Annotated in this window: 22 protein-coding genes; 9 read left to right on the forward strand and 13 right to left on the reverse strand. The window is 73.5% G+C overall.

Features of this window, described 5'->3' with window-relative positions; translation table 11 throughout:
* Positions 1 to 99 precede the first annotated feature (99 nt).
* The gene (locus tag AC5677_RS05880) at positions 100 to 843 is read right to left on the reverse strand and encodes a GntR family transcriptional regulator (RefSeq protein WP_497193932.1); all 744 of its coding nucleotides are present in this window, start codon (positions 841 to 843) and stop codon (positions 100 to 102) included.
* A 143-nt stretch (positions 844 to 986) separates the two neighbouring features.
* Between AC5677_RS05880 and AC5677_RS05885 the strand changes: the two genes are divergently transcribed.
* The 3 genes from AC5677_RS05885 to AC5677_RS05895 are packed head-to-tail and all read left to right on the forward strand — an operon-like array spanning position 987 to position 3,303.
* Positions 987 to 1,823 (forward strand): LamB/YcsF family protein, encoded by an 837-nt coding sequence (locus AC5677_RS05885; RefSeq protein WP_497193933.1) that lies wholly within the window; start codon positions 987 to 989, stop codon positions 1,821 to 1,823.
* Positions 1,820 to 2,443, forward strand: a complete 624-nt coding sequence (gene pxpB, locus AC5677_RS05890) for a 5-oxoprolinase subunit PxpB (RefSeq protein WP_497193934.1) — start codon at positions 1,820 to 1,822, stop codon at positions 2,441 to 2,443. Before AC5677_RS05885 ends, pxpB begins: the two co-directional genes overlap by 4 nt.
* Positions 2,440 to 3,303: a 5-oxoprolinase subunit C family protein gene (locus tag AC5677_RS05895; protein ID WP_497193935.1), complete on the forward strand. Its 864-nt coding sequence runs from the start codon at positions 2,440 to 2,442 to the stop codon at positions 3,301 to 3,303. Before pxpB ends, AC5677_RS05895 begins: the two co-directional genes overlap by 4 nt.
* A 58-nt stretch (positions 3,304 to 3,361) precedes the next feature.
* Here AC5677_RS05895 and AC5677_RS05900 read toward each other — a convergent pair whose 3' ends face one another.
* Complete coding sequence (locus AC5677_RS05900) at positions 3,362 to 3,649, reverse strand: putative quinol monooxygenase (protein WP_497193936.1); 288 nt, start codon at positions 3,647 to 3,649, stop codon at positions 3,362 to 3,364.
* 99 nt (positions 3,650 to 3,748) lie between these two features.
* Between AC5677_RS05900 and AC5677_RS05905 the strand changes: the two genes are divergently transcribed.
* On the forward strand, positions 3,749 to 4,321 hold the full coding sequence (locus AC5677_RS05905; RefSeq protein ID WP_497193937.1) for a TetR/AcrR family transcriptional regulator: 573 nt from the start codon (positions 3,749 to 3,751) through the stop codon (positions 4,319 to 4,321).
* A gap of 18 nt (positions 4,322 to 4,339) precedes the next feature.
* On the opposite strand, the gene AC5677_RS05910 is transcribed toward AC5677_RS05905, so the two are convergent.
* The 4 genes from AC5677_RS05910 to AC5677_RS05925 are packed head-to-tail and all read right to left on the reverse strand — an operon-like array spanning position 4,340 to position 11,272.
* Complete coding sequence (locus AC5677_RS05910) at positions 4,340 to 8,023, reverse strand: hydantoinase B/oxoprolinase family protein (RefSeq protein ID WP_497193938.1); 3,684 nt, start codon at positions 8,021 to 8,023, stop codon at positions 4,340 to 4,342.
* Positions 8,020 to 8,883 carry an SGNH/GDSL hydrolase family protein gene (locus AC5677_RS05915; RefSeq protein ID WP_497193939.1) on the reverse strand — a complete coding sequence of 288 codons (864 nt, stop codon included), beginning with the start codon at positions 8,881 to 8,883 and terminating at the stop codon, positions 8,020 to 8,022. Before AC5677_RS05915 ends, AC5677_RS05910 begins: the two co-directional genes overlap by 4 nt.
* Before the next feature lie 2 nt (positions 8,884 to 8,885).
* A complete protein-coding gene (locus AC5677_RS05920) occupies positions 8,886 to 10,148 on the reverse strand; it encodes a glycosyltransferase (protein ID WP_497193940.1) in 1,263 nt (420 codons plus the stop codon).
* Positions 10,145 to 11,272, reverse strand: coding sequence for a glycosyltransferase family 4 protein (locus AC5677_RS05925; RefSeq protein ID WP_497193941.1), 1,128 nt, complete (start codon positions 11,270 to 11,272; stop codon positions 10,145 to 10,147). The genes AC5677_RS05920 and AC5677_RS05925 overlap by 4 nt, the downstream gene beginning before the upstream one ends.
* Positions 11,273 to 11,451: 179 nt before the next feature.
* Between AC5677_RS05925 and AC5677_RS05930 the strand changes: the two genes are divergently transcribed.
* Positions 11,452 to 11,676, forward strand: a complete 225-nt coding sequence (locus AC5677_RS05930) for a helix-hairpin-helix domain-containing protein (RefSeq protein ID WP_497193942.1) — start codon at positions 11,452 to 11,454, stop codon at positions 11,674 to 11,676.
* A 266-nt stretch (positions 11,677 to 11,942) separates the two neighbouring features.
* Here the strand turns inward: AC5677_RS05930 and AC5677_RS05935 are convergent, their stop codons facing one another.
* The gene (locus AC5677_RS05935; RefSeq protein ID WP_497193943.1) at positions 11,943 to 13,367 is read right to left on the reverse strand and encodes a HEAT repeat domain-containing protein; all 1,425 of its coding nucleotides are present in this window, start codon (positions 13,365 to 13,367) and stop codon (positions 11,943 to 11,945) included.
* Between the two features lie 323 nt (positions 13,368 to 13,690).
* On the opposite strand from AC5677_RS05935, the gene AC5677_RS05940 reads away from it, so the two are divergent.
* Positions 13,691 to 15,154 (forward strand): PP2C family protein-serine/threonine phosphatase, encoded by a 1,464-nt coding sequence (locus tag AC5677_RS05940; protein WP_497193944.1) that lies wholly within the window; start codon positions 13,691 to 13,693, stop codon positions 15,152 to 15,154.
* A gap of 161 nt (positions 15,155 to 15,315) precedes the next feature.
* Here the strand turns inward: AC5677_RS05940 and AC5677_RS05945 are convergent, their stop codons facing one another.
* On the reverse strand, positions 15,316 to 16,851 hold the full coding sequence (locus AC5677_RS05945) for a DNA-binding protein NsdB (protein ID WP_497193945.1): 1,536 nt from the start codon (positions 16,849 to 16,851) through the stop codon (positions 15,316 to 15,318).
* A 285-nt stretch (positions 16,852 to 17,136) separates the two neighbouring features.
* On the opposite strand from AC5677_RS05945, the gene AC5677_RS05950 reads away from it, so the two are divergent.
* Positions 17,137 to 18,270: an aminoglycoside phosphotransferase family protein gene (locus AC5677_RS05950; protein ID WP_497193946.1), complete on the forward strand. Its 1,134-nt coding sequence runs from the start codon at positions 17,137 to 17,139 to the stop codon at positions 18,268 to 18,270.
* Positions 18,271 to 18,599: 329 nt separating this feature from the next.
* Positions 18,600 to 20,597 (forward strand): N-acetylmuramoyl-L-alanine amidase, encoded by a 1,998-nt coding sequence (locus AC5677_RS05955; protein ID WP_497193947.1) that lies wholly within the window; start codon positions 18,600 to 18,602, stop codon positions 20,595 to 20,597.
* 145 nt (positions 20,598 to 20,742) lie between these two features.
* Here AC5677_RS05955 and AC5677_RS05960 read toward each other — a convergent pair whose 3' ends face one another.
* From AC5677_RS05960 to AC5677_RS05970, 3 genes are all read right to left on the reverse strand, one after another.
* Entirely contained in the window at positions 20,743 to 21,243 is a 501-nt protein-coding gene (locus AC5677_RS05960) for a hypothetical protein (RefSeq protein ID WP_400065517.1), read from the reverse strand.
* A gap of 140 nt (positions 21,244 to 21,383) precedes the next feature.
* The gene (locus tag AC5677_RS05965) at positions 21,384 to 21,779 is read right to left on the reverse strand and encodes an ACT domain-containing protein (RefSeq protein WP_497193948.1); all 396 of its coding nucleotides are present in this window, start codon (positions 21,777 to 21,779) and stop codon (positions 21,384 to 21,386) included.
* The gene (locus AC5677_RS05970) at positions 21,776 to 21,934 is read right to left on the reverse strand and encodes a hypothetical protein (protein ID WP_497193949.1); all 159 of its coding nucleotides are present in this window, start codon (positions 21,932 to 21,934) and stop codon (positions 21,776 to 21,778) included. Before AC5677_RS05970 ends, AC5677_RS05965 begins: the two co-directional genes overlap by 4 nt.
* 56 nt (positions 21,935 to 21,990) lie before the next feature.
* Here AC5677_RS05970 and AC5677_RS05975 point away from each other — a divergent pair, with 56 nt between their 5' ends.
* On the forward strand, positions 21,991 to 22,722 hold the full coding sequence (locus tag AC5677_RS05975) for a leucine-rich repeat domain-containing protein (RefSeq protein ID WP_497193950.1): 732 nt from the start codon (positions 21,991 to 21,993) through the stop codon (positions 22,720 to 22,722).
* A gap of 73 nt (positions 22,723 to 22,795) precedes the next feature.
* Here the strand turns inward: AC5677_RS05975 and AC5677_RS05980 are convergent, their stop codons facing one another.
* A complete protein-coding gene (locus AC5677_RS05980) occupies positions 22,796 to 23,035 on the reverse strand; it encodes a DUF397 domain-containing protein (RefSeq protein ID WP_497193951.1) in 240 nt (79 codons plus the stop codon).
* 124 nt (positions 23,036 to 23,159) lie between these two features.
* Positions 23,160 to 23,552, reverse strand: coding sequence for a RidA family protein (locus AC5677_RS05985; protein ID WP_497193952.1), 393 nt, complete (start codon positions 23,550 to 23,552; stop codon positions 23,160 to 23,162).
* Positions 23,553 to 23,566 lie beyond the last annotated feature (14 nt).

A 23,566-nucleotide genomic window follows, 5' to 3' on the forward strand; every position in this document is an offset into this window, starting at 1 on the left:
ATGCAGGGACCCCACGGACGGTGAGGAGAGTGCCGAGGAGGCTAGGCGATTGTTCAACGATCCGACAAGGGGTTGGCGGGGGCGAACTCCCCGCGGACCTCACCCCTCCGCGATGCGCTGGGCGTACGCCCCGGACAACTGGCCCCGCGAGTCCTCCAGATAGTCCAGCAGCAGCCGTTCGGCCTCGGCCGCCTCGCCCGCCAGCAGCGCATCCGCGATCTGCCGGTTGCGGACCAGATACGGCGCATAGAAGCGCTGCGGATCGTCCATGACGTGGAAGACCAGCCGGAGTTCGGCCAGGACGCCGCGCATCAGCTCATCGGTGCGCGGGCTGCCCGCCAGGGCCACGACGGCCTGATGAAAGCGGATATTGGCGGTCGAAAGGTCCTCCCAGGCGCGGTCCGCGGCGGCCCGCTCACCGGCCCGCACCGCCGCGTCGATGGCCGCGATCGCCTCGTTCACCCCGGCGTCGTACGGCCCCTTCCCCAGCCCCCGCACCGCCGCGGACTCCACGATCATGCGGACCCGGAAGATGTCGTCGAGGTCCTCGACCGTCACGAGCCGTACGAACACCCCGCGGTTGAGCCGGTGCTCCAGCAGCCGCTCGTGCGTGAGCAGCCGGAACGCCTCCCGCAGAGTGTTGCGCGAGACGCCCAGCGCGCCGCCGATGCTCTCCTCGGACAGCCGGGCGCCGGGCGGGAAGAAGCCCTCGGTGATCCGGTCCCGCAGGATGTCGGCGACCCGCTCGGCGGTGCTCGCGCGCCCGAGCAGGGCCCGGTCCGACTCCAGGCCCTTGACCTCGGCCAGCCGCCGCTGATCGTTCTTCGCCACTCCGCCGGCCATTGCACTCCCGCTCTCCGCTGCCGTGTCGGCGGCAGTCAATCCCAGATGAGAGAACGAGACAACACACCCCTTGTCGGATCGTTCAACAATCCAGTACGTTGACCGGCGCCCCTGCACGTGCACACCACACGGAACGGACACCCATGACCGACCCGGCGGCCCCTCCCGTCATCGACCTCAACGCCGACCTCGGGGAAGGCTTCGGCCGCTGGCAGCTCACCGACGACGACGCCCTGCTGTCCGTCGTCACCAGCGCGAACATCGCCTGCGGCTTCCACGCCGGCGACCCGTCCACCATGCGCCGGGTGTGCGAGCAGGCCGCCGAGCGCGGCGTGGTCATCGGCGCCCAGGTCTCCTACCGCGATCTGGCCGGGTTCGGCCGCCGCGCCATGGACGTCCCGCCGGACGAGCTGGCCGACGAAATCACGTACCAGATCGGCGCGCTGGAGGTCTTCGCGCGTGCCGCCGGTGCCCGCGTCGGCTACGTCAAACCGCACGGCGCGCTCTACAACCGCTGTGTGCACGACGAGGAGCAGGCCGCCGCCGTCGTCGCCGGCATCCGCGCCGCGGGCGGCGCGCCGCTGCCCGTCCTCGGCCTCGCGGGCTCGCGGCTGCACCACGCCGCCCGGGAGGCCCGGCTCCCCGTCGTCGGCGAGGCGTTCGCCGACCGGGCCTACACCGCCGAGGGCACCCTCGTCCCGCGCCGCGAGCCGGGTGCCGTGATCCACGACCCGGACGAGGTCGTCAAGCGCGCCCTGGGCATGGCCCGCGACCGCGCCGTCACCTCGGTCGACGGACGGCACCTCGCGATCACGGCCCGCTCGCTGTGCCTGCACGGCGACACCCCCGGCGCGGCCGGCCTCGCCCGGCGCGTGCGCTCCGAACTGACCGCGGCCGGCGTGCAGGTGCGCGGCTTCGTCCCGAGCGGCGCATCCCGAAGTGACGCATCCCGAGGTGACGCATTCGGGAGCGGTGCATGAGGCCGCTGCCCGTCGGTGAGCACGGGCTGCTCATCGAGCTGGAGAGCGCCGAGGAGGTCGCGGCGCTCCACGCCGAGCTGCGGCGCCGCGCCGCCGAGGGCACGCTGCCGCCGGTGCGCGAGATCGTGCCGGCCGCCCGTACGGTCTTCGTCGACGGCCTCGCCGACCCCCGCGGCCTCCTCGCGGAACTGCCGACCTGGGACGTCCCGCCCCTGACGTCCGGCAACCGCCCCACCGTCGAGATACCGGTGCGCTACGACGGCCCCGACCTCGCCGAGGTGGCCGCCCTGTGGGACGTCACCCCCGACGAGGTCGTCCGTCTGCACTCCGGCGCCGCCTTCCGGGTCGCCTTCTGCGGCTTCGCCCCCGGCTTCGGCTATCTGACCGGCCTGCCCCGGCAGCTGCACGTCCCCCGCCGGACGACGCCCCGCACCAGGGTCCCGGTCGGCTCGGTCGCCCTCGCGGGCCCGTACACCGGCGTCTACCCCCGCTCCTCCCCCGGTGGCTGGCAGCTGATCGGCACCACCGACACCGTCCTGTGGGACCCCGCCCGCGAACCCGCGGCGCTGCTCACTCCCGGCACCCGCGTCCGCTTCGTCCCCCAGGAGCCCGCCCGATGACCGACCGCGCCCTCTCGGTCGTACGGGCCGGAGCGCTCACCACCGTCCAGGACCTCGGCCGGCCCGGCCATGCCCACCTGGGCGTGCCCCGGGCCGGCGCCCTCGACGAGCCCGCGCACCGCCTCGCCAACCGCCTGGTGGGCAACCCGGAGCGGGCCGCCACCCTGGAGACGACGCTGACGGGCTGCGCCGTACGGGTCCGCACGGCGACCGTCGCCGCGGTCACCGGCGCTCCCTGCCCGGTGACGGTCGACGGCCGCCCCGCCCGCTGGGGCGCCCCCGTGTGCGTCCCAGCGGGCGGCGTCCTGGAAGCCGGGCCCGCCACCCACGGCCTGCGCGCGTATCTCGCCTTCGGCGGCGGCATCGAGGCCGATCCCGTCCTGGGCAGCCGCGCCACGGACCTGCTCTCGGGGCTGGGGCCCGACCCGCTCGCCGACGGCGCGGTCCTCCCCCTGGGCCGCCCCGGCGCCCCGCCCGTCGCCGTGGACGTGGTCCCGCAGCCCGGCCCGGTGACGGAACTCGTCCTCCCCTTCCTGCCCGGCCCGCGCGACGCGTGGTTCACCGACGCCGGCCTGCGCACCCTGACCACCGGCCGCTTCGCCGTCTCCCCGGCGAGCAACCGCATCGGCCTGCGGACCGAGGGCCCGCCCCTGGAACGCGCCCGCTCCGGCGAACTCCCCAGCGAGGGCATGCCGTTGGGTGCCCTCCAGGTCCCGCCCAACGGCCTGCCGGTGCTCTTCCTCCACGATCACCCCACGACCGGCGGCTATCCGGTCGTCGGCGTGGTCCCCGAACGCTTCCTGGCACCCGCCGCCCAGGCCGTACCGGGCACACCGGTCCGCTTCGTGCGCATGCGCTGAGGCGCGTCCGTCGGGTCCGCGGAGGTGGCAGGGCCACGCGCCGGTCCCGGTGGGCCTCCTAGCGCGACACGAGGAAGTGGACCTCGCGGGGCCTGACCTCCAGGTCGCTCAGGCCGTCGGGGGTCGCGCCCATCTCGCGGGCGACATCGGCCGTCGCCGAGAAGGCCTCCTGGGACTCGAACGCGCCGGTGGTGACGACGGCGTCGCCGTCCGGGGTGACCCAGACCCCGACGGACTCGAAGCCCGGCCGGCGCCGCATCGCCTCGGCGACCTGGTGACAGTCGCGAACGAACTCCTCGAGGTGCTCCGGGGCGGGGTAGTGGAAGGCAACGAAACCGAATGACATGCGGCGTCCTCTCCCGAGTTATACGATGCCGTACAACGCGAGACTAGGCCTGTTGTACGGCTCCGTACAACAGGCTTGACAGGGTGAGGTGGGTCACAGATGGGCGCATTGCGTACACCGCGGGAGAAGTGGGTCGAGGCAGGACTGCAGGCGCTGGCCGCAGGCGGGGTGGACACGGTGCGGATCGAGGCCCTCGCCAAGGCGCTGGGGGTGACCAAGGGCGGCTTCTACGGGTACTTCGCCGACCGCGACGCACTGCTGGCCGAGATGCTCGACACCTGGGAGCGCGAGAGCATCGACGACGTCATCGACCAAGTGGAGCGGGAGGGCGGCGACGCACGGGACAAGGTCCGCCGGGCCGGGCAGCTCACCTTCTCCAGCGACCGCCTGCTCCCCATCGACCTGGCCGTCCGCGAATGGGCCCGCCGCGACGACACCGTCGCCGACCGCCTGCGCCGCGTGGACAACAAGCGGATTCAGTTGGCGCGGGACGCGATCGGCACCTTCTGCGCCGACCCCGAAGAGGTCGAGGCCCGCGCCCTGCTCGCCTTCTGCGCGGCCATCGGCAGCCATTTCCTCGCCGCCGACCACCCCGGCCGCACCCGCGCCCCGGTCATCGCCCGCGCCGCCGACATCGTCCTCGACGTCCCGCAGGACAACCCCGTCGGGTAACTCCGCCTACTCCTTCGCCTACCCCTCCGCCGGCCCGTACCCGCCCCCGCCCGGCGTACGGATCACCAGCACGTCGCCGGCCCCCACGTCCGCCGTGTCGCAGCCCCGCAGCGCCTCGCACGAACCGTCCGCGCGTTCCACGGTGTTGACGCCCAGCGAGCCGGGCGCGCCGCCCGCCATCCCGTACGGCGCGACCCTGCGGTGGTTGCTCAGCAGGGCCACCGTCATCGGCTCCAGGAAACGCAGCCGGCGTTCGGCGCCGCAGCCCCCGTGCCAGCGCCCGCTCCCGCCGCTGCCGTTGCGGATGGCGAAGCGCTCGACGCGGACGGGGTAGCGCCACTCCAGTACCTCGGGGTCGGTCAGCCGGGAGTTGGTCATATGGGTCTGTACGGCGTCCGCGCCGTCGAAGCCGTCGCCGGCGCCGGAACCGCTGGCCACGGTCTCGTAGTACTGCACCCGGTCGTTGCCGAAGGTGAGGTTGTTCATGGTGCCCGACCCCTCGGCCTGGATGCCGAGCGCCGCGTAGAGGGCGCCGGTGACCGCCTGGGAGGTCTCCACATTGCCCGCCACGGTGGCGGCCGGGAAGTGCGGGGCGAGCATCGAGCCCGGCGGGATACGGACCTGGACGGGCTTGAGGCAGCCGCTGTTGAGCGGGATGTCCTCGGCGACCAGGGTGCGGAAGACGTACAGCACCGCGGCCATCACCACCGAGCTGGGCGCGTTGGCGTTGCCGGGCTGCTGGGGTGAGGTCCCGGCGAAGTCCAGTACGGCGCTGCGGGCCGCGCGGTCCACGGTCAGGGCGACATGGATCTCGGCGCCGCTGTCGGTCTCGTAGCGGCAGGAGCCGTCCGACAGCCCGGCGATGATCCGCCGCACCGACTCCTCGGCGTTGTCCTGGACGTGCCCCATGTAGGCCCGTACGACCTCCAGGCCGAACTGCTCGGTCATCCGCCGCAGTTCCTCGATGCCCTTCTCGTTCGCGGCGATCTGGGCGCGCAGATCGGCGATGTTGGCGTCCGGGGCGCGGGAGGGGTACGGGCCGGAGGCGAGCAGTTCGCGGGTCTCGCGCTCGCGGAGCCTGCCGTCGCGCACCAGCAGCCAGTTGTCGAAGAGGATGCCCTCCTCCTGGATGGTGCGGCTGAACGCGGGCATCGAGCCCGGGGTGATGCCGCCGATCTCGGCGTGGTGGCCGCGGGAGGCGACCAGGAACAACAGCTCGTCACCGTGCGTTACCTCAGCATGCGTGACGTCATCGTGCGTCACGTCCTCGGGCATCGCGTCCTCGGGCATCGCGTCCCTGGGCGTGGCGAAGACGGGGGTGACGACCGTGACGTCGGGGAGGTGGGTGCCGCCGTGGTAGGGATCGTTGATCGCGTAGACGTCGCCGGGCCGCATATCGCCGCCGCGCCGCCGCAGCACCTCCTTGATGGACTCCCCCATCGAGCCCAGGTGCACGGGGATGTGCGGGGCATTGGCGATCAGGTTGCCGTCGGCGTCGAACAGCGCACAGGAGAAGTCGAGGCGCTCCTTGATGTTGACGGAGTGCGCGGTGTTCTCCAGGCGGACGCCCATCTGCTCGGCGATGGCCATGAAGAGGCTGTTGAAGACCTCCAGCATCACGGGGTCGGCCTCCGTGCCCACCCCCGTCCGGCCGGTGCGCTCCTGTACGCGCGTCAGCAGCAGGTGGCCGCGCTCGCCCACGGCCGCCCGCCAGCCCGGGTCGAGCACGGTGGTGGCGTCCTCCTCGGCGATGATCGCCGGGCCGGTGAGGGAGTCGCCGGGGCGCAGATCGGTGCGGCGGTAGAGGCGGGTGTCCTGCCGGCGCCCCTGCGTGTACATCTGCACGGTGGTCAGGGGCCGCACGTCCCCCGGCCGCTCGGTGACAGGCACCTCGTAGCCGGTCGCCCCGCCGGCCGCCCCGACCGCCTCGACCGACACCGCCTCGGCCACCAGGGGTTTGTCCATGGTGAAGGCGTAGCGGGCTCGGTGGGCGCGGTGGAAGGCGTCGGCCATGGTGGCGGCGTCGGCCAGCGGGACGCCGATGGTGGAGTCCGTCCCGGCGTAGCGGATGAGCACCTTGGCGTGCGTGGTGACGGAGGCGTCGGGCACGCCGTCGTCGAGGAGTTCGCGCCGGGTCTGCCGGGCGAGGGTGTCGCACACCTCGTGCACCCTGTCGATGGCCCCGGCCTGCCCGAATTCCGCCTCGACGGCCGCCTCGCGCATCGCGGTGGCGTCGGCGACCCCGATGCCGTACGCGGAGAGGACACCGGCCAGCGGCGGTACGAGCACCGTGCCGATGCCCAGCGCGTCGGCGACCGCGCAGGCGTGCTGGCCGCCCGCGCCGCCGAAGCTGGTGAGGGCGTAGCGGGTGATGTCGTGGCCGCGCTGGACGGAGATCTTCTTGACCGCGTTGGCCATGTTGAGCACGGCGATGTCCAGGAAGCCGGCGGCGACCTCCTCGGGGCCGCGGTCGTCCCCGGTGGCCGCCGCGGCGCGCGCGGCCAGCTCGGCGAACCGGCCGCGGACGACGTCGGCGTCCAGCGGCCGGTCGCCGTCCGGGCCGAACACCGCGGGGAAGTGGCCGGGCTGGATGCGGCCGAGCATCACATTGGCGTCGGTGACGGTCAGCGGGCCGCCGCGCCGGTAGCAGGCCGGTCCCGGAACGGCACCGGCCGAGTCGGGGCCGACGCGGTAGCGGCGTCCGTCGAAGTGCAGCACGGAGCCCCCGCCGGCCGCGACGGTGTGGATGTTCATCATCGGGGAACGCATCCGCACGCCCGCGACCTCGTTGCCGAAGACCCGCTCGAACTCCCCGGCGTAGTGGGACACATCGGTGGAGGTGCCGCCCATGTCGAAGCCGATCACCCGGTCGTGGCCGCCGGCGTCCGCGGCGGCGCGGACCATGCCGACGACGCCGCCCGCGGGCCCGGACAGCACCGCGTCCTTGCCCCGGAAGTGCTCGGCCTCCCGCAGCCCGCCGTTGGACTGCAGGAACATCAGCCGGATCCCGGGAAGCTCGGCGGCGATCTCGTCGACGTAGCGGCCCAGGATCGGCGAGAGATAGGCGTCCACGACGGTCGTGTCGCCGCGCGGCACGAGCTTCATCAGCGGGCTGACCTCGTGCGAACAGCTCACCTGCGTAAAGCCCGCCCGCCGGGCCAGTGCGGCGACGGCCTTCTCGTGGGCGGCGTGGCGGTAGCCGTGCAGCAGGACGACGGCCGCGCTGCGCAGCCCGTCCGCGCGGGCCCGCAGGAGCGCCTCGCGGACCCCGTCGGCCTCCAGCGGCCGTACGGTCTCGCCGTACGCGCCGATCCGCTCGGGCACCTCGATCACCCGCGCGTAGAGCGCCTCGGGCAGCACGATCCGCCGGTCGAAGATCCGCGGGCGGTTCTGGTAGGCGATGCGCAGCGCGTCCCGGAATCCCTCGGTGATGAGCAGCACCGTCGGCTCGCCCGTGCGCTCCAGGAGGGCGTTGGTGGCGACGGTGGTGCCCATCTTGACGACGGAGACCCGCTCGGCGGGCACCGGTTCGTCCGGTCCCAGCCCCAGCATCATCCGGATTCCGGCCACCGCGGCGTCCCGGTAGCGCTCGGGGTGGTGCGAGAGCAGCTTGTGGGTGACGAGGCGGCCGTCCGGCCGTCTGCCGATGACATCGGTGAAGGTGCCGCCGCGGTCGATCCAGAACTCCCAGCGTCCGGTCATCCGGCCATTGTCGCAGCGCCCTTCGGATCGGAAAGGGCGGCGAGCGCGGCGCGCGTGGCGCGTTCGGCGGTGGCGTCGAGGAGCCGTCCGGAGCCGGCCAGGCCGTGCCGGCATTCCTGGAGCGCCAGGGCGAGCAGACCGGGCAGCAGGTCCGTACAGCGGTCGGCGACCCAGCGGGTGCCGCGGGTGGCCATCCACCAGGCGGAGCCGGCGCGGGTCGGCGGCGGCCCGTCGAGGCCGAGCGGGGGCGGCGGCCCCACGGCGTGTCCGGCGGCGGCCAGCGCCGCGTGGAAGCCGCGGGCCAGCAGCCGGTGGCCGCGCTCGCTGGGGTGCAGCCGGTCCACGCTCCAGCTGGTGCGGTCGGCGACCCAGGCATGGTCGGCGAGGTGCAGATGGATACCGCCGTAGCGGCCGGACACCGCATGGACGACGGTGTTCACCGCGCGCATCCGCCGGGCGAGCGGGCGGGCCAGCGGCGCGGGCAGCCCCAGCATCCGCCCCGGGTCGGGCAGACACGCGGTCAGGACGACGGCCCCGTCGGCGCTGAGCGTACGGTGCGTCAGATCGAGCGCGGCGGCGACCCGTTCTATGGCGAAGGCGGCCCGCAAGGTGTCGTTGGCGCCGACGACGAGGGAGGCGTAGCGGGGCGCCAGCCGCCGCGCCGCGGGCAGCTGGCGCGCGGCCACATCGGCCGCCAGCGCCCCGCTGCACGCCAGATTCACCAGCGGTACGCCGCCCGGCCGCTCCCCCAGCGCCGTGGCGAGCAGCGCCGCCCACCCGCGCCAGCCGCCGCCGGGTACGGGGTCTCCCAGGCCCTCGGTGAGCGAGTCGCCGAGCGCGGCGAAACCGGACCGTGGCATCGTCACCACCCGCCCCGGGGACGCACCGGCGGCACGGGGCCGACGGCCGCCCGGCCGCGCGGCGCGGGCGCATCGTGCGGGTCGGGTGCGTCGTGCGCCGCCAGGAAGGCGTCGACGGCGGGCCGCCAGCCGTACCCCTCGGCGCGCTGCCGGGCGGCGGCGCGGCGGGCGGGCCCGGGGCGGGCCAGCACCCGCTGGGCGGCGTCGGCGAAGGACGGGCCGTCGTCGAGCGCCGTATCGCCGACGCTGCCGACCAGCCCGGCCAGCGCGGAGGCGGCGCTGACCACCACGGGTGTGCCGCAGGCGAGCGCCTCCAGGGCCGCCAGGCCGAAGGTCTCGGCCGGGCCCGGCGCCAGGGCGAGGTCGGCGCTCGCCTGGAGCGCGGCGAGATGGGCGCGGTCGGCGATGTGCCCCAGGAACGCCGCGGGCAGCCGCTCCGCCCGCGCCCGGCCCTCCAGCCGCGCCCGCAGCGGCCCGTCACCGGCCACCACCAGCGCCGCATCGACGCCCCGCCGACGCAGCTCCGCCAGCGCGTCCAGCGCCCGCCCCGGCCGCTTCTCGGGCGACAGCCGGGAGCACATCAGCATCAGGACGGCGGCCCGTCCCGCACAGCGCCGCCGCAGCTCCGCGCTGCGGCAGTCCGGGTGCCAGGCCGCGAGATCGACGCCGAGCGGCGCCTGCACCACATTGCGCGCCCCGACCCGGGTGAACTCCGCCGCCGCCCATTCGGTGGTGCACACGATGCGGCTGTAGGCATGTGCCGTACGGGAGTTGAGCCGGTCCGCGGCGGCGCGGGCGAGCGGGTGCGGCACGCCCCAGGTCCGCAGCACGCCGTCGACGCTCTCGTGCGAGACCATCACCGCGGGGACCCGGGCCCGGCGCGCCCACTCGCCCGTCCACCGCAGCGTCGTGCGGTCGGAGACCTCCAGCCGGTCGGGGTCGAGCGCCCGCAGCACCCGCCGCAGCCGGCGCCCGTCGGTCAGCACCCGATAGCCCCCGGTGCCGGGCACCGCGGGCCCCGGCAGCGTGATCACCCGCCCCTGCTCGGTGAGCTCGTCGGACGCTCCGGGTCCCGCCCCCGGCACGATGAGCACCGGTTCGTGCCCGGCGGCCGCATAGCCGGCGCCGAGTTCGCGCAAGGCGGTACGCAGCCCGCCGGACGCCGGGGTGACGAAGTTGGCGACCCGTACGATCCGCAGCCCCGCCCCGCCGTCCCGGCGGACCCGCGCGCCGCCCCGTATGCCGTCCGCGGTGCCGCCGCTCATGCCGCCACCGCCGTCCGGTCGGCGAGCACGGCCTCGTAATGGCCGAGGAGCTGATCGCCCACGGCCTCCCAGGTGCGGTCCTCGACGGCCGCGCGGCCCGCCGCGCCGTAGCGGATGCGCAGCTCGGCGTTGTCCCCGAGCAGCCGCACCGCGTCCCGCACGGCCCCGCCGTCGCCCGGTGGCACGAGCAGCCCGGTGCGGCCGTGGTCCACCAGGTCGAGTGGGCCTCCGGCGCTCGGCGCGACCACGGGCACCCCGGAGGCCATCGCCTCCTGCACGGTCTGGCAGAAGGTCTCATACGGCCCGGTGTGCACGAAAACATCCAAGGAGGCGTAGATCCGGGCGAGTTCATCGCCGGTGCGGCGGCCCAGGAAACGCACCTCGGGGAGGGCGGCGCGCAGTCCGGGGGCGCTGGGGCCGTCGCCGATGACGACGGTCCGTACGCCGGGCAGCCGGGAGGTCTCGGCCAGCAGCCGGACGTCCTTCTCCGGGGCCAGCCGCCCCACGTACCCCACCAGCAGCTCGCGCCCCGCGGCCAGCGAGCCGCGCAGCACCGCGTCGCGCCGGGCCGGGTGGAAACGCGCGGAGTCGACGCCACGGGGCCACAGATGCACCCGCGGCACGCCGTGCTCGGTCAAATCCAGCAGCGCCGCGCTGGAGGGCGCGAGCGTCCGGTCGGCGGCCGCGTGCACCGCCCGGATCCGCCGCCAGGCCGTCGCCGCGCCGCCGCCGAGATAGGTGCGGGCATAGCGGCCCAGATCGGTCTGGTAGACGGCGATCGCGGGAACCCGGCGCCGGGCCGCGGCCGCCATCCCACGGGCACCGAGGACGAAGGGGGAGGCGAGGTGCACCACGTCTGGTTGGTGCGCGGCGAGTGCGGCGGACAGTCTCCGCCCCGGCAGCGCGATCCGTACCTGCGGATAGCCGGGCAGCGGCACGGACGGCACCCGGACGACCGGACAGGGGCTCTCGACGGCCGCGACCTCCGGCTCATGGCCGCCGAGCGGCGCGATGACGAGCGGATCGTGGCCGCGCCGGACGAGATGGCGGGTGGTTTCCAGGGCGCAGTGTGCGACGCCGTTGACATCGGGAGGGAAGGATTCGGTGACGATGACGACACGCATACGGCTGTTCTCGGCGCGCCGTGCGTGGACCGGGCCAAGGGGATCTTTCCAGCCGGGGAACGTCCCATGAGCGTTCCGCTGCGCACGCCTCCGCCGAGCGGCCGGCCGCCCCGGATGTCAGGCTGGAGGTGGACCCGGCGCCGCGGCGCCGAAACCGGAGCGGACGGACGAGGAGACGTGTGACGTCCTACGACGCGGAGCCCGACGAGCCCGCTGACGGCCTCCCCCCGCGGATCGGCGCCCCGGCACGCCGGGCCCTGGAGCGGGCGGGCTATCTGCGGCTGTCGCAACTGGCCGACGCGAGCGAGGCCGAGTTGCGGCAGCTGCACGGTATGGGCCCCAAGGCCCTGGGAATCCTGCGGGACGCGCTGGCGGCGCAGGGAATGTCCTTCGCCGGGAAGTGAGCCCGACCGCCGGAGGGCGAACCGCCCGCTGCGCCGCCCCCGTACGGCGCCGCAGCCACCGCACTGGGCCGCAGCTACCGCACTGCACCACAGCTACCGCACTGGGCCACAGCTACCGCGAGGCCTCCGACCAACGGGCCGAGGGAATACCGCCCCGGCCCCGCCGCGTTGGGGCCCGCAAGGGGCTCATGCACCCCCTAGGGGATTTCCCCCACCCGCACGCCCCTGGGCCCTACCCACCCCCCGGCCCCGCCCCCCCCAGAGCGCTAAACCCCCTGGGCCTCCGGCCCGAAGCGGCTGCGTACCGCCGTCTGGACCTCGGCCTCCTCCGCGGGATCGGCGGCGAGGCGGCGGAGCTGTTCGACGACCCGGTCGTCGCCGGTGGCGGCGTGCCGGGCCGCGAGTTCGCGGGTGGTCTCCTCACAGTCCCACAGGCACTCGACGGCGAAGCCGGCCGCGAATCCGGGATCGGTGGCGGCGAGCGCACCGGCCGCCCGGCCACGGAGGTGGGAGGAAGAGGTCTCGCGGTAGACGTGACGCAGTACCGGGGCGGCGCAGGCGACACCGAGGCGGCCGACGCCGTCGACCAGCTCCCACAGGCCGCCCGCGTCCGGCCCCTCCTCACGCACCGTGCGGCGCAGCGCGGCCAGCACCAGGTCGGCGTCGCGCTGCGCGCCACGGCGGGCGAGCATCGCGGCGGCAGAGGTGCCGAGGCGGTCCGTACGCCGGGCCCAGACCCGGGCCCGCTCCACGGCCGCCACACTGCGCATCCGCCCGAAGGCGGCGAGCGCGGCCGAGACCGGCAACTCGGAGGAGAGGGGGCAGGCGACCGCTTCCTCGATCAGATCGAGGACGTCCGTGTCGCCGCGTTCGGCGAGGTGGTGCAGGGCCGCGGCGCGCGCGGCGTCCGGGCCCGTACGGGCGGCACTCAGCAGCTCGGGGCGGTCCTCCGGTCCGGCGACCGCGCCCAGGCAGCGGGCGGCGGCGACGTACCGGTGCTCCTCGGGCTCCAGCTCCAGGCCCTGCTGGGCCCACTGGAGGACCTCGGTCACGCTCCAGCCGGGGCGCGGGCCGCGGGGGCGCAGCTGGCGCTGCCAGCGGTCGAAGGAGCCCTGCTCCCCCGCGGCGGCCAGCCGGGGACCGTACCGGGGGTCCTCGGCCCACAGCCGCCAGGGCCGGGGCTCGAAGGCATCGCGGACGGCGGCGGCCAGCTCGGCCTCGCCCTCCTCGGTCTCGGGGAAGCGGGCGAGCGCGGCGGGGGCGAGGGTCATCAGCCCGGCGTCGTCGTCACGCAGAGCGAGCTCGTCGAGGGCCCAGCGCCAGTTGCTGCCGGCCGCGGCGTAGCTGCGCAGCAGCAGACGGGCGGCGTCCCGGCCGTACGCGGCGAGGTGGCCGAGCACGGAGAGGGCGAGGCCGGTGCGCTCCTCGCCGGTGTCGAGGAGGTCGTCGGCGTGGAAGAGGTGGCGTTCGATCTCTTCGAGTCCGCCGTCGAGCTGCATGTAGAGGCGCGCGTAGTAGAGCGAGCGGTTCTCGATCTGCCAGTCGCGCCGGGGATCACGCAGCACGCTGTCATTGAGCGCCGCGAGCGCCTCGGCGCGCGGCGCCGCGAGGGCATGCAGGGTCCCGTCGCCGCGGCCTCGCTGAAGGAGGCCGAGCAGGGTGCCGCTGGGCGCTATGTCTGGATCGAACATGAGGTCAGCATCCGGGGCGAGGGGCGGGCTGGCAACGGGATTTCCGCTGACCGGCATTCTTGCCGGTGACTGCGGGCTGTATGCGTCGTTCCCACCATGGATCGGCGGGCATGACAGCTCTACGGCCGCCGCAGCCTAGCCTGGAAGCTGCCATTCCGCCGATTCGACCCGGGGTTGCCACGGAAGGCCTATGGCATATGCCAGGTGCACCACCGTATCGGGTAATGCCAAATCCCTTACGGAGCGTCGCAGCCTGTGCAACAGTCGTTACCGGCCCCTTCTGTCAGACCTGGCCCCGGCGCCGCCTGATCACGGAGTACGTCATGCCGTCCCCTCTCTTCGCGGATCACTCAGCCGACCGGTCTCCCGAGCGCGACACCGTCGAGGCACTCATCACGCAGGCCCGCCGCCTGCGCGGTGGCCTGGATGCGGTACGCCGGGAATCCGCGGCCGTGGACACCGGCCTCGCCACCGACCCGCAGCTGCGCTGGCAGCGGGCGCTGTGCGACCTCGCCGTCCACCACCTCGACGACCTCGGCGGTCATCTCGACCAGCTGAGAGAGGGACTGCCGCCGGAGGACGAGGAGGACGCGGCGCCGGATGCGGTAGTGCCGGCGGCGCCCCAGCCCGCGACGCCCGAGCGCGGCTCGCTGCTGCGCCGGGTAGGCAGCGCCGAGTGGAATCTCCTCACCGACGAGGTGAGCTGGTCCGACGAGCTCTTCGCGATGTTCGGCCGCAGGCCCTCCGACGGCCCGCTGACCCTGGACGAGCTGCCGTCCCTGGTGCTCGCCGAGGACCAGGAGGGGCTGGCCGCGATGGTCACCGACTGCCTGGTCGACGGCAAGCCGATCGACGGCGAGTTCCGGATCGTGCGCGCGGACGCCAGCCTGCGCACGGTCCATATGGTGGGCGAGCCGGTGCTCGACACGGACGGCAGTACGGCATGCATGTGGGCCGTGCTGCGTGACGTCAGCGAGCTGCGGCGCAGCCAGGCCGCGGTGCGCGACAGCGTGGACTCGCTGCAGCGCGAGCGGCATGCCGCGCAGACCGAACACCGTATGGCGGTCGAGCTCCAGGAGTCCGTGCTGCCGCAGTGGCGCGATTCGCTGCGCTTCCCGCAGGGCGGGCCGGTCGCCCTCGACTTCGCCGGCCGCTATTTCCCGGCCGGCACCAGCGCGCTGATCGGCGGCGACTGGTACGACGCGCTGCAACTCCCGGACGGCAAGACGCTGTTGAGCGTCGGCGATCTCACCGGGCACGGCGTCACCGCCACCTCCGGGATGGCGATGGTGCTCGGCGCGCTGCGCGGGATGGCCGTCGCCGGGCAGCAGCCGGGACCGCTGATGGGCTTCCTCAACCAGCTTCTGGACACCACCGCCCAGCCCGCCCTGGGCAGCGCGGTGTGCTGCCGCTTCGACCCCGACACCCGTCGGCTGGAGTGGGCCCAGGCCGGGCACCCCGCACCGCTGCTGTTCCGCGGCGGCACGGGGCGCGCGCTGGACCCGCCCGAGGGCGTACTGCTCGGCGCGACCGCGGGCGCGACCTACAGCCAGCGCACCGAACAACTCGAGCCGGGCGATCTGCTCGTCCTGCACACCGATGGTCTGGTGCCCCGCCGCAACCCCACCGCCGACGCCCACGAGGGAGCCGAGCGGCTGCTCGCGCTGGCGCCACGGTTCGCCGCGGCCCGCAGTGCGCAGGACAGTGTCCGTATCGTCGTCGAGGAGTTCGGCAGCACCGAGCGTGAGGACGACGCCTGTGTGCTGATCGCCAGGATCGGCGACTGACACACGGCACGGACGCATCTCCGCACGGCGAAACGGACATCAGGGCAACGGCGTCATCGATATCACCGGCATGACCGGCGATGCCGAAAGCATCGCCATCGCTTTCGCCTTCGCCATGTGAGGCATCGTCATCTTCACATGGCGTTCCGTCATATCTCCTGCTACACGGTGAAGTTGGGCCCCAGGGCGCTCGCCGCTCCCAGCCCTGGGCCGAGACCGGATGCGCTCCCCTTCGGCTTGGTCTTCGCCTTCGGCAGGACATGCTGGATCTCCTCGCGCAGGTCCTGGATCTTGGTGTGGTCGGCGTACTGATGGGTGAGCCGGAACATCTCGCGCAACCGGTCCCAGGTCCGATGGGAGGAATTCTCGCCGATGGACACCAGGGCCAGCCGGGCGTAGCGGTCGGCCTGTTCGGGGTCGTCGCCGAGGAAGCAGGCCGAGGCCATCGAGATGTAGTCGAAGATCTGGGACCGCTGGAAGCCGGCGTTCCGCAGCCGCAGCGCCTGCTTGGCGTGATTCTGGGCGATCTTGGCGACGGAGGGGTCGTGATCGGCGAGCGTACGGAACGCCAGCGCCTGCATGCCGTGCAGATCCGCCTCGTCGAACATCTGCATCCAGCTGGGCGGCGGCACATCGCTCTTGTCCGAGACGAACAGCTCCTCCGCCTCGCCCAGGGTACGGCGCATCGCCTGGCCGTTGCCCTTGGCGGCCTGCGCCCAGGCCTCGATGGTGTGCAGCATGGCGCGGGTCCGCGGCAGGGTCTGCTCGCCGGAGCCGGACTTGGCCAGCTTCATCAGGTCCAGGGCGTCGTCCGGGCGGCCCAGGTGGACCATCTGACGGGCGGCGCGGGAGAGCGCCTCGCCGGCCCGGGGGCGGTCGCCGCCCTCGCGCGCGGCATGGGCGGCGATGATGAAGTACTTCTGGGCGGTGGGCTCCAGCCCCACGTCATGGGACATCCAGCCGGCCAGGACGGCGAGGTTGGCCGCCACGCCCCACAGCCGGCGCTGGAGATGGTCGGGGTGGCGGTAGGCGAGCATGCCGCCGACCTCGTTGAGCTGTCCGACCACGGCCTTGCGCTGGAGTCCGCCGCCGCGGTTCGCGTCCCAGGCGCGGAACACTTCGACCGAGCGCTCCAGCGCGTCGATCTCCTGGGAGCCCACGGGGGCCGCCTCATAGCGGTCGAGGCCGATCTGGTCGAGGGAGTCGGAGGCGAACGGATCGTCGTGGCGTGGGGCGTCGGCGGTCAGGGCGGGGTCGGTGTGCAGCCAGTCGTGCATGGCGCCGGTGAGTGCGGATCCCGCGGCGAGCGCCGCGCCCGCGCCCACCAAGCCGCGTCGGTTGAGCATGAGGTCCATTCCCGTGAATTCCGTGAGGACCGCAGCGGTCCGTTCGGGAGCCCACGGCAGACCGTCCATGGCCTGCCGCTTCCCCGAGCGACCTGTTCTGGCGAACCCGAGGTCCTCGATGGTTACGACACGGCCGAGGCGCTCGGTGAACAAGGAAGCCAGGACCTTGGGCACCGGATCGCGGGGCGTCTCCCCCATGTCGATCCAGCGCCGCACTCGCGAGGTGTCGGTCGCCAGCTGCGGATGGCCCATGGCCGCCGCCTGCCGGTTGACCAGTCTCGCCAGCTCTCCCTTGGACCAGCCGGCCAGGCCGAAAAGGTCCGCGAGACGGGTGTTCGGCTGCCTGTCCACGTCAAGCCCCCAGGTTCCTCGACTGAGTTGACAGTAACGGCCGGTGATGGGCGCTGCGACCATTCGCCAGGGTTCGCCAGGGTGCGCCAGATGGTCTGCCACCCGTAGCCCCGTGTTCGGTAGGTGTGCAGCCCCCGGCCCGGTGGCGGGACCGCATTCCCCAGGGTGCGCGCCCTTCACAGGGACCCTGGATCGGCCTCCTTCTGCGGGCCCGTTCACCGGGTTCCCACCACCGGGCCGGGAGCGCACGCAACTCGTCGGCGCACGAAGGGATCTGTCTCACCCATGTATGCAGCATCGTCCGCCGTGACCGCCACCGCCCGGCCGTACCGCCCGCACCCCTCCGGCAGCGGGCCGTATCTCGACCCCTCCCCCTCCGCGGGGGGTGTCGCCGGCCTCCCCGGCGGACGTACCCGGCGGCCACAGGGGACGGGCACCCAACCGCTCAGCGGGAGACTCGATTTGTCCGGCCCCCAGGGCGCTCAGCTGCGCGCCGCCGTCGCGTCGGTGCATCGGATCTGTCCGGAGTTCAATCCGGTCCAGGTGCTGCGCCGCAGCGGCAAGTCCGTCCTCCTGGTGGGCACGACGGGCCGGACGAGCGCGGTCGCGAAGTGTTTACTGGACCACTCCCCCGCATGGTCCGAGCGGTTCCGGCAGGAAATAGCTGCTTACCGCGCGTTCGTCCGGCATCGCCCGCCGGTACGGGTGCCGCGGCTGGTGGCGGCCGATCCCGACAACTGCACGCTGGTTGTCGAGCGCATGCCGGGCCGGGTCGCGGCCGCGGCGCGGCACCCGTCCGAGGCGCCTCCCCGCGCGGACGTACGGGCCGCGCTCGGCGCGATCTGCCGGATCAACCACTGGCGGCCGCCGGCCGGGCTGTTCGACGCCCCGCTGGACTACGCGGGCCGGATCGGCCGGTATCACGACCTGGGGCTGCTCACCGACCGTGACCTGGGCGATCTGCAGAAGCTGCTGCACGGCCTGGCGCACACCCAGGGGCAGTTCTGCCACGGCGACGCGCTGCTGAACAACGTGCTGCTCTCGCCCGCCGGTCCGGTGCTGCTGGACTGGGACAGCGCGGGCTGGTATCTGCCGGGCTACGACCTGGCGACGCTGTGGTCGGTGCTCGGTGACGCCCCGGTGGCACGCCGTCAGATCAGCCAGCTCGCCCAGTCCGCGGGGCCGGCCGCGCGGGACGCCTTCCTGGTGAATCTGATGCTGGTACTGACCCGCGAGATCCGGCGCTACGAAACGGCGGTGCAGCGGACCATGCGCGAGCCCGCGCCCACGGGGACTCCGGGACCGGGACAGCCCGGGGTGCCCGCGGCGGGCGAGGAGCAGCGGCTGCTCCTGCGCCGGCTGCACGACGACTGCCAGATGGCGCGGCGTGCGGTGCGGGCGGCGGTCGGCACGCGCTGACCGCGGGTGGGGGTCCCCAGCGCCGTTCAGGCGTACGGGAATGTGAGCGGCGCGCCCGGGACGGGGCGCGCCGCTCACCCATGTCCGGCGTGCCGGCTCATTGGTCCATTCCACTGACGCCCCGCGGGCCCGGTGCCCGGTCCGGGAAGGATCCTCGGTAGATGCCCTGACATGCGAAATCCGGCTGGGGCGTGGCGATTGACGGAGCGTCGGCAAACCCCTGGCTCTGGGCCGACCGGTGGCTTTAGTCTCGGGTCCTTCGCTTCGTACGGCCGTTTGCGCATCAACCGTCACATCGCGTCGGCTAGGGCCGGCTTGAGGAGGCTGTTTTGCGAGGATCCGCCCCGGAAGACGACAAGAGAACCGCCCGTCCCGCCCTGCGCAGGTCCGCCACCGCCGTCGCCGCCGCGGTGCTGTTGCTGCCGCTGGTCGCGGCCACTCCGTCCGCGGGGGCCGGCCGGCCCGGTCCCCATGATCTGCAGCGCGCCTTCACCGAAGCCGCGGAGCGCTATCACGTACCGCGCAGCGTGCTGCTCGGCGTCTCGTACCTGGAGTCCCGCTGGGACGAGCACGGCGGTGCGCCCAGTGTCTCGGGCGGTTACGGCCCGATGCATCTGACCGACGCCCGTACGGCCCTGTCGAAGGAGCCGGAGTTCAGCGCCCCGGCCGAGGACGCCCGCGGGGACGGCTCGCGTGTCCGTAAGGCCGCGGCCGCTCAGCCGGCGGCGCGGGCCGCGCTGCCCGCCGAACTCCCCGCCCGGCTGCGGACCTTGCGCACGGCCGCCAGGCTCACCGGGCTGTCGCCCGAGAAGCTGCGTACGGACCCGGCGGCCAATGTGCTCGGCGGTGCGGCGCTGCTCGCCGCGGAGCAGCGCCGGCTGGGGTCGGCCGGCAGCGCCGATCCGGCCCAGTGGTACACCGCGGTGGCGCGCTACGCCGGCGAGGACAACGCCGAGGCCGGCCGGTCCTTCGCCAACGACGTGTACGAGGTGATCCGGCGCGGCCTGACCCGGACGACGGACGCCGGGCAGCGGATCACGCTGGCCGCCGCGCCCAGCCTGCACGTCGACTCCGGGCAGACGCAGCGCGCCGGCCTGCAGACGAAGCAGGACCCCGGGGCCGAGGTGGAGTGCCCGTGGAGCGTGGCCTGCGAGTCGGTCCCGGCGCCGTACGAGGAGTTCGGTGACCACGACTACGGCAATCACGACCTGGCGAACCGCCCCCGGGACCAGCGCATCAGCACCATCGTCATCCATGACACCGAGGGGTCGTGGGAGACCACCCTGAAGCTGATCAAGGACCCGACGTATGTGTCCTGGCACTACACGATCCGTTCCTCCGACGGGCTGATCGCGCAGCATGTGCCGACCAAGGACGTCGCCTGGCACGCCGGGAACTGGTACATCAACTCGCACTCCGTCGGCATCGAGCACGAGGGCTTCCTGGCGTCGCCGGACGCCTGGTACACGGAGGCCATGTACCGTACGTCGGCCCGGCTGGTGCGCTATCTGAGCCGGAAGTACGACGTGCCGCTGGACCGGCAGCACATCGTGGGCCATGACAACGTGCCCGGCACGACCGCGGCGGCGATCAAGGGCATGCACACCGACCCGGGGCCGTACTGGGACTGGGACCACTACTTCACCCTGCTGGGTGCGCCCTTCACGCCCAATGCGGGGCCGCGCGGCGGACTGGTGACCATCCGCCCCGACTACGGACGGAACCGGCCCGACTACACCGGTTGCACCAAGCCCGGTGAGCCGTGTGCGGCGCACGGTTCGGCGGCGGTCCGGCTGTACACCGCGCCGGACGAGCACGCGCCGCTGGTCAGGGACATCGGGCTGCACCCGGACGGCAGCGACTCGACCATCGATGTCAATGACACCGGCGCCCGCGCCTCCACCGGCCAGCGGTTCGCGGTGGCGGAGCGTGCCGGTGACTGGACGGCCGTCTGGTACCTCGGGCAGAAGGCGTGGTTCCGCAACCCCGACGGCAACCGGACGGCGGTGAACTCCAAGGGCCTGGTCGCCACGCCGAAGGAGGGCCGGGCGGAGATCCCGGTGTACGGCCGGGCGTACCCGGAGAAGGAGGCCTACCCGGCGACTGTGCCGTACCAGGCCGTCACCCCGCTCCCGTACAAGATCACGGCCGGCCAGAAGTACGTGGTCGGCGACCGGATGCGCGGCGACTACTTCTTCGCGCCGACGTTCGATGTCTCGCAGCACGCGGTCGTGCGCGGCAACGACGTCTACTACGAGATCCAGCTCGGCCACCGGGTCGGCTATGTCCGGGCGGACGATGTGGACATCCGCCGCTCCGACGCGTAGTGCGGTCCCTCGTAGCGGGGCCCGCCGCCCGGTACGGGCACCCGGGCCGCGCTGCGGGGGTGTGACTCCGGTCGTGTGACGGCAAGCGTCGCGCCCGGTGGACGGTCCTGTCGTCCACCGGGCGCGATGCCCGTCCGTTCCGGTGTCAGCCCTGCTGGAAGAGCTCCGCGGGCAGCGGCTTGAGCAGCGCGTAGAGATCGTCCGTGATCGGGCGGTCCCAGCTGGCGATCGTGACCAGTACGCCGTCGCTGCGGTCGAACTGGGCGCAGGAGATCCGGCTCTCGGAGCACTTGATCCGCTTGACGATCAGCAGGTTGTCCTCGTGCATCACGGGGGTGTCCTCGCTCTCGACGACCGTCACCGGCTCGTCGTTGCCGAGCGCCGCGAGCAGCTGGGCCACCTCGAAGGGCACCTCGTCGTCCGCGAGGTCGCGGGCCGGGGAGCCCTCCGGCAGATTGCCGATGATCATCGCGGGGCCGCGGCCGCCGAACAGGTCGTAGCGCAGGAAGACACCCTGGCAGGTGCCGTCGGGCGCGGGCAGCAGCCCGGCACCGAGGTTGCCCGGCCAGTCCCCGGGGTCCATCGCGAGAACGTCGAAGTCAGGACCAGCGGGCGTGGCTGCGCTACGGCGGCGGAGGAAGGACATGCCGCCATCGTACGTGTCCGCGCCGGGCTCGCCGCGCGGACATCGGGGCAAGTGGCGGCGGGTGCGTGCCGGGCTCCGACCGGAGCGGTTCGGGCGCCCGCCCGGTCGTCCGGGCCCCTTCCTGGGGCCCGCCCGGCTGCTCAGGCGCGTTCGGCCAGCGCGGTGAGCAGCCGGACCGCCTCGTCGGCGGCGGCGTACGGCACAAAGAGGTGATCATGGAAGTATCCGGCGACGACATTGCAGCTGAGGCCCGCGGCGGCGAGTTCCGCGGCGACCGCGGCGGTCAGCCCGACGGCGTCCAGCGCGGAGTGCACCCGCAGGGTGAGCCGGCCGGCCACGTAGTCATAGGCCAGGCCCGCCCGGTCGGCCTCCTCCTGCCGGACGACGAGCGTGGTGCCCTCCGCCTCCGCGACCGTGACCACCGGCTCCAGGCCCTCGGGGACGGCGCCGCGCACGGTCGTGAAGACATAGCGCCCCTCGTGGAGCTCGGGCCGCATGCTTCTGAGCAGCACCTGGAGGTCGCGCTCGCCCGTCATGCGCCGCCCCGCCCTGCCGCGCGCGCTTCCCGGCGCCGTTCGTGGTGGCGGGGCACCTCGGCCTCCGGGAGCAGCCGGTGGGCGTCGGCGACGCCGCCGTGTCCGTAGTGACGGAGGGTGACGGCAAGATCGGGTGTGAGCCGTGGGGTGGTCATGCGGCCCATGCTAGGGTCGCCGCCGTTCATTCACCGTGGAGGGGGACGGAGGGACCATGACCGATCCGCGTCTCGTCCTCAACTACTGGAAGTCGGGCCTGCGTTCGGTCCCGCCGGAGGTCTGGCGACGCGCGGACTGCGAGGTCCTGATCCTCGCCGACAACCACCTCACCGAGATCCCGTCCGCCCTCGGCCGCCTCCGTTCGCTGCACACCCTCGACCTCGGCCACAACGCGCTGACCGGGGTCCCGGCGGAAATCGGCGCGCTGGCGGCGGGGCTCACCCGCTATCTGTATCTGCACGACAACCGGCTCACCGACCTGCCGGACGGGCTGTGCGCGCTGGACCGGCTCGGCTATCTGAACGTCGGGGACAATCCGCTGGGCCGGCTGCCGGAGGAGATCGGCGCGATGGGCGGTCTGATCGAACTCCGGGCCCAGAACGCCGGGTTGACGGGCGTGCCGGCGTCGGTGGGACGGCTCGGCCTGCTGCGGGAGGTGTGGCTGGGCGGCAATGCGCTCACCGGGCTGCCCGCCTCGTTTGCCGCCTTGGGGGCCTTGCGGCTGCTGGAGCTGCGGAACAATGCGCTGCCCCGCGTCCCGGAGGCGCTGCGTGCGCTGCCGCTGCTGCGCCGGATCGATCTGCGGGGCAATCGGATCGGGGAACTGCCGTCGTGGATCACCGAGCTGCCGTCGCTGGAAAAGCTGGATCTGCGGTGGAATGCGGTGGCGGACACCGCGGAGCCGGTCGTGGCGCTGCGGGAAAAGGGGTGCGCGGTTCTGACGTGAGGGCGACGCTCCCTGCCGGCCTCCGCGGCCCGGGGTGCCCTTGTCCTCGGGGCACCCCGGGCGGCCGGGCAGCCTAGGTGAGGTCGAACTCCCCCTCCCGCGCACCGAGGACGAATGCCCGCCACTCGGCAGGAGTGAAGATCAGCGCCGGGATCTCCGGACTGCGGCCGTTGCGCATCGCGATATAGCCCTCGACGAAGGCGATCTGGACGTCGCCCACGCCCTGACTGCTCGACTGCCACTCGGCTTCGGTCAGGTCGAGCGCGGGTGCGCTGCCGTCCGTCGGTCGCTGCTCGGTGATGCTGTCGGCCACGTTGCCGCTCCTCCCGGTTGGTCGTCCGGCGTCAGCGTAGTGACCGGGCCCGGTGACGGACAGGGTGCGAGCGGCCCGGGGCGCGCCGGGTCGGTGGGGCGACGCGCTCGCGGTCCGCCGTGCGTCAGTCGAGGATGGCGTCGAGCTCCAGCTCGACGAGCCAGTCGGGGTCGATGAAGCGGGAGACCTCGACGAAGGTGCAGGCCGGCCGGACCGTTGCGAACCGCTCGCCGTGCGCTCGTGCGGCATCCTTCCAGCGCGTCACGTCCGTGAGCATGATGCGGGTCCGTACCACGTCGTCGAGCGTCGCCCCGGCCTCCCGCAGCGCGGCCTCGGCGATGTCCAGGCACCGCACGGTCTGGGCGTGGACATCGCCGCGCCCCACCGTCGTCCCGTCGTCCCCGATGGCCGCGGTGCCGGCGACCGCGACGTGCTTCCCCTTGCGGACGGCCCGGGAGAATCCGATCCGGGGCTCCATCGGTGAGCCCGAACTGACCGTCTTTCGCGCATGTTCCATCGCACCGTGTTCCA

This window comes from Streptomyces sp. JLSY215 (assembly GCF_059682825.1).

Coding starts and splice junctions, on each gene's coding strand:
- AC5677_RS05880 (WP_497193932.1), bottom strand. CDS start 843: ATGGCCGGCGGAGTGGCGAAGAACGATCAGCGGCGGCTGGCCGAGGTC.
- AC5677_RS05885 (WP_497193933.1), top strand. CDS start 987: ATGACCGACCCGGCGGCCCCTCCCGTCATCGACCTCAACGCCGACCTC.
- pxpB (WP_497193934.1), top strand. CDS start 1,820: ATGAGGCCGCTGCCCGTCGGTGAGCACGGGCTGCTCATCGAGCTGGAG.
- AC5677_RS05895 (WP_497193935.1), top strand. CDS start 2,440: ATGACCGACCGCGCCCTCTCGGTCGTACGGGCCGGAGCGCTCACCACC.
- AC5677_RS05900 (WP_497193936.1), bottom strand. CDS start 3,649: ATGTCATTCGGTTTCGTTGCCTTCCACTACCCCGCCCCGGAGCACCTC.
- AC5677_RS05905 (WP_497193937.1), top strand. CDS start 3,749: ATGGGCGCATTGCGTACACCGCGGGAGAAGTGGGTCGAGGCAGGACTG.
- AC5677_RS05910 (WP_497193938.1), bottom strand. CDS start 8,023: ATGACCGGACGCTGGGAGTTCTGGATCGACCGCGGCGGCACCTTCACC.
- AC5677_RS05915 (WP_497193939.1), bottom strand. CDS start 8,883: ATGCCACGGTCCGGTTTCGCCGCGCTCGGCGACTCGCTCACCGAGGGC.
- AC5677_RS05920 (WP_497193940.1), bottom strand. CDS start 10,148: ATGAGCGGCGGCACCGCGGACGGCATACGGGGCGGCGCGCGGGTCCGC.
- AC5677_RS05925 (WP_497193941.1), bottom strand. CDS start 11,272: ATGCGTGTCGTCATCGTCACCGAATCCTTCCCTCCCGATGTCAACGGC.
- AC5677_RS05935 (WP_497193943.1), bottom strand. CDS start 13,367: ATGTTCGATCCAGACATAGCGCCCAGCGGCACCCTGCTCGGCCTCCTT.
- AC5677_RS05940 (WP_497193944.1), top strand. CDS start 13,691: ATGCCGTCCCCTCTCTTCGCGGATCACTCAGCCGACCGGTCTCCCGAG.
- AC5677_RS05950 (WP_497193946.1), top strand. CDS start 17,137: ATGTATGCAGCATCGTCCGCCGTGACCGCCACCGCCCGGCCGTACCGC.
- AC5677_RS05960 (WP_400065517.1), bottom strand. CDS start 21,243: ATGTCCTTCCTCCGCCGCCGTAGCGCAGCCACGCCCGCTGGTCCTGAC.
- AC5677_RS05965 (WP_497193948.1), bottom strand. CDS start 21,779: ATGACGGGCGAGCGCGACCTCCAGGTGCTGCTCAGAAGCATGCGGCCC.
- AC5677_RS05970 (WP_497193949.1), bottom strand. CDS start 21,934: ATGACCACCCCACGGCTCACACCCGATCTTGCCGTCACCCTCCGTCAC.
- AC5677_RS05975 (WP_497193950.1), top strand. CDS start 21,991: ATGACCGATCCGCGTCTCGTCCTCAACTACTGGAAGTCGGGCCTGCGT.
- AC5677_RS05985 (WP_497193952.1), bottom strand. CDS start 23,552: ATGGAACATGCGCGAAAGACGGTCAGTTCGGGCTCACCGATGGAGCCC.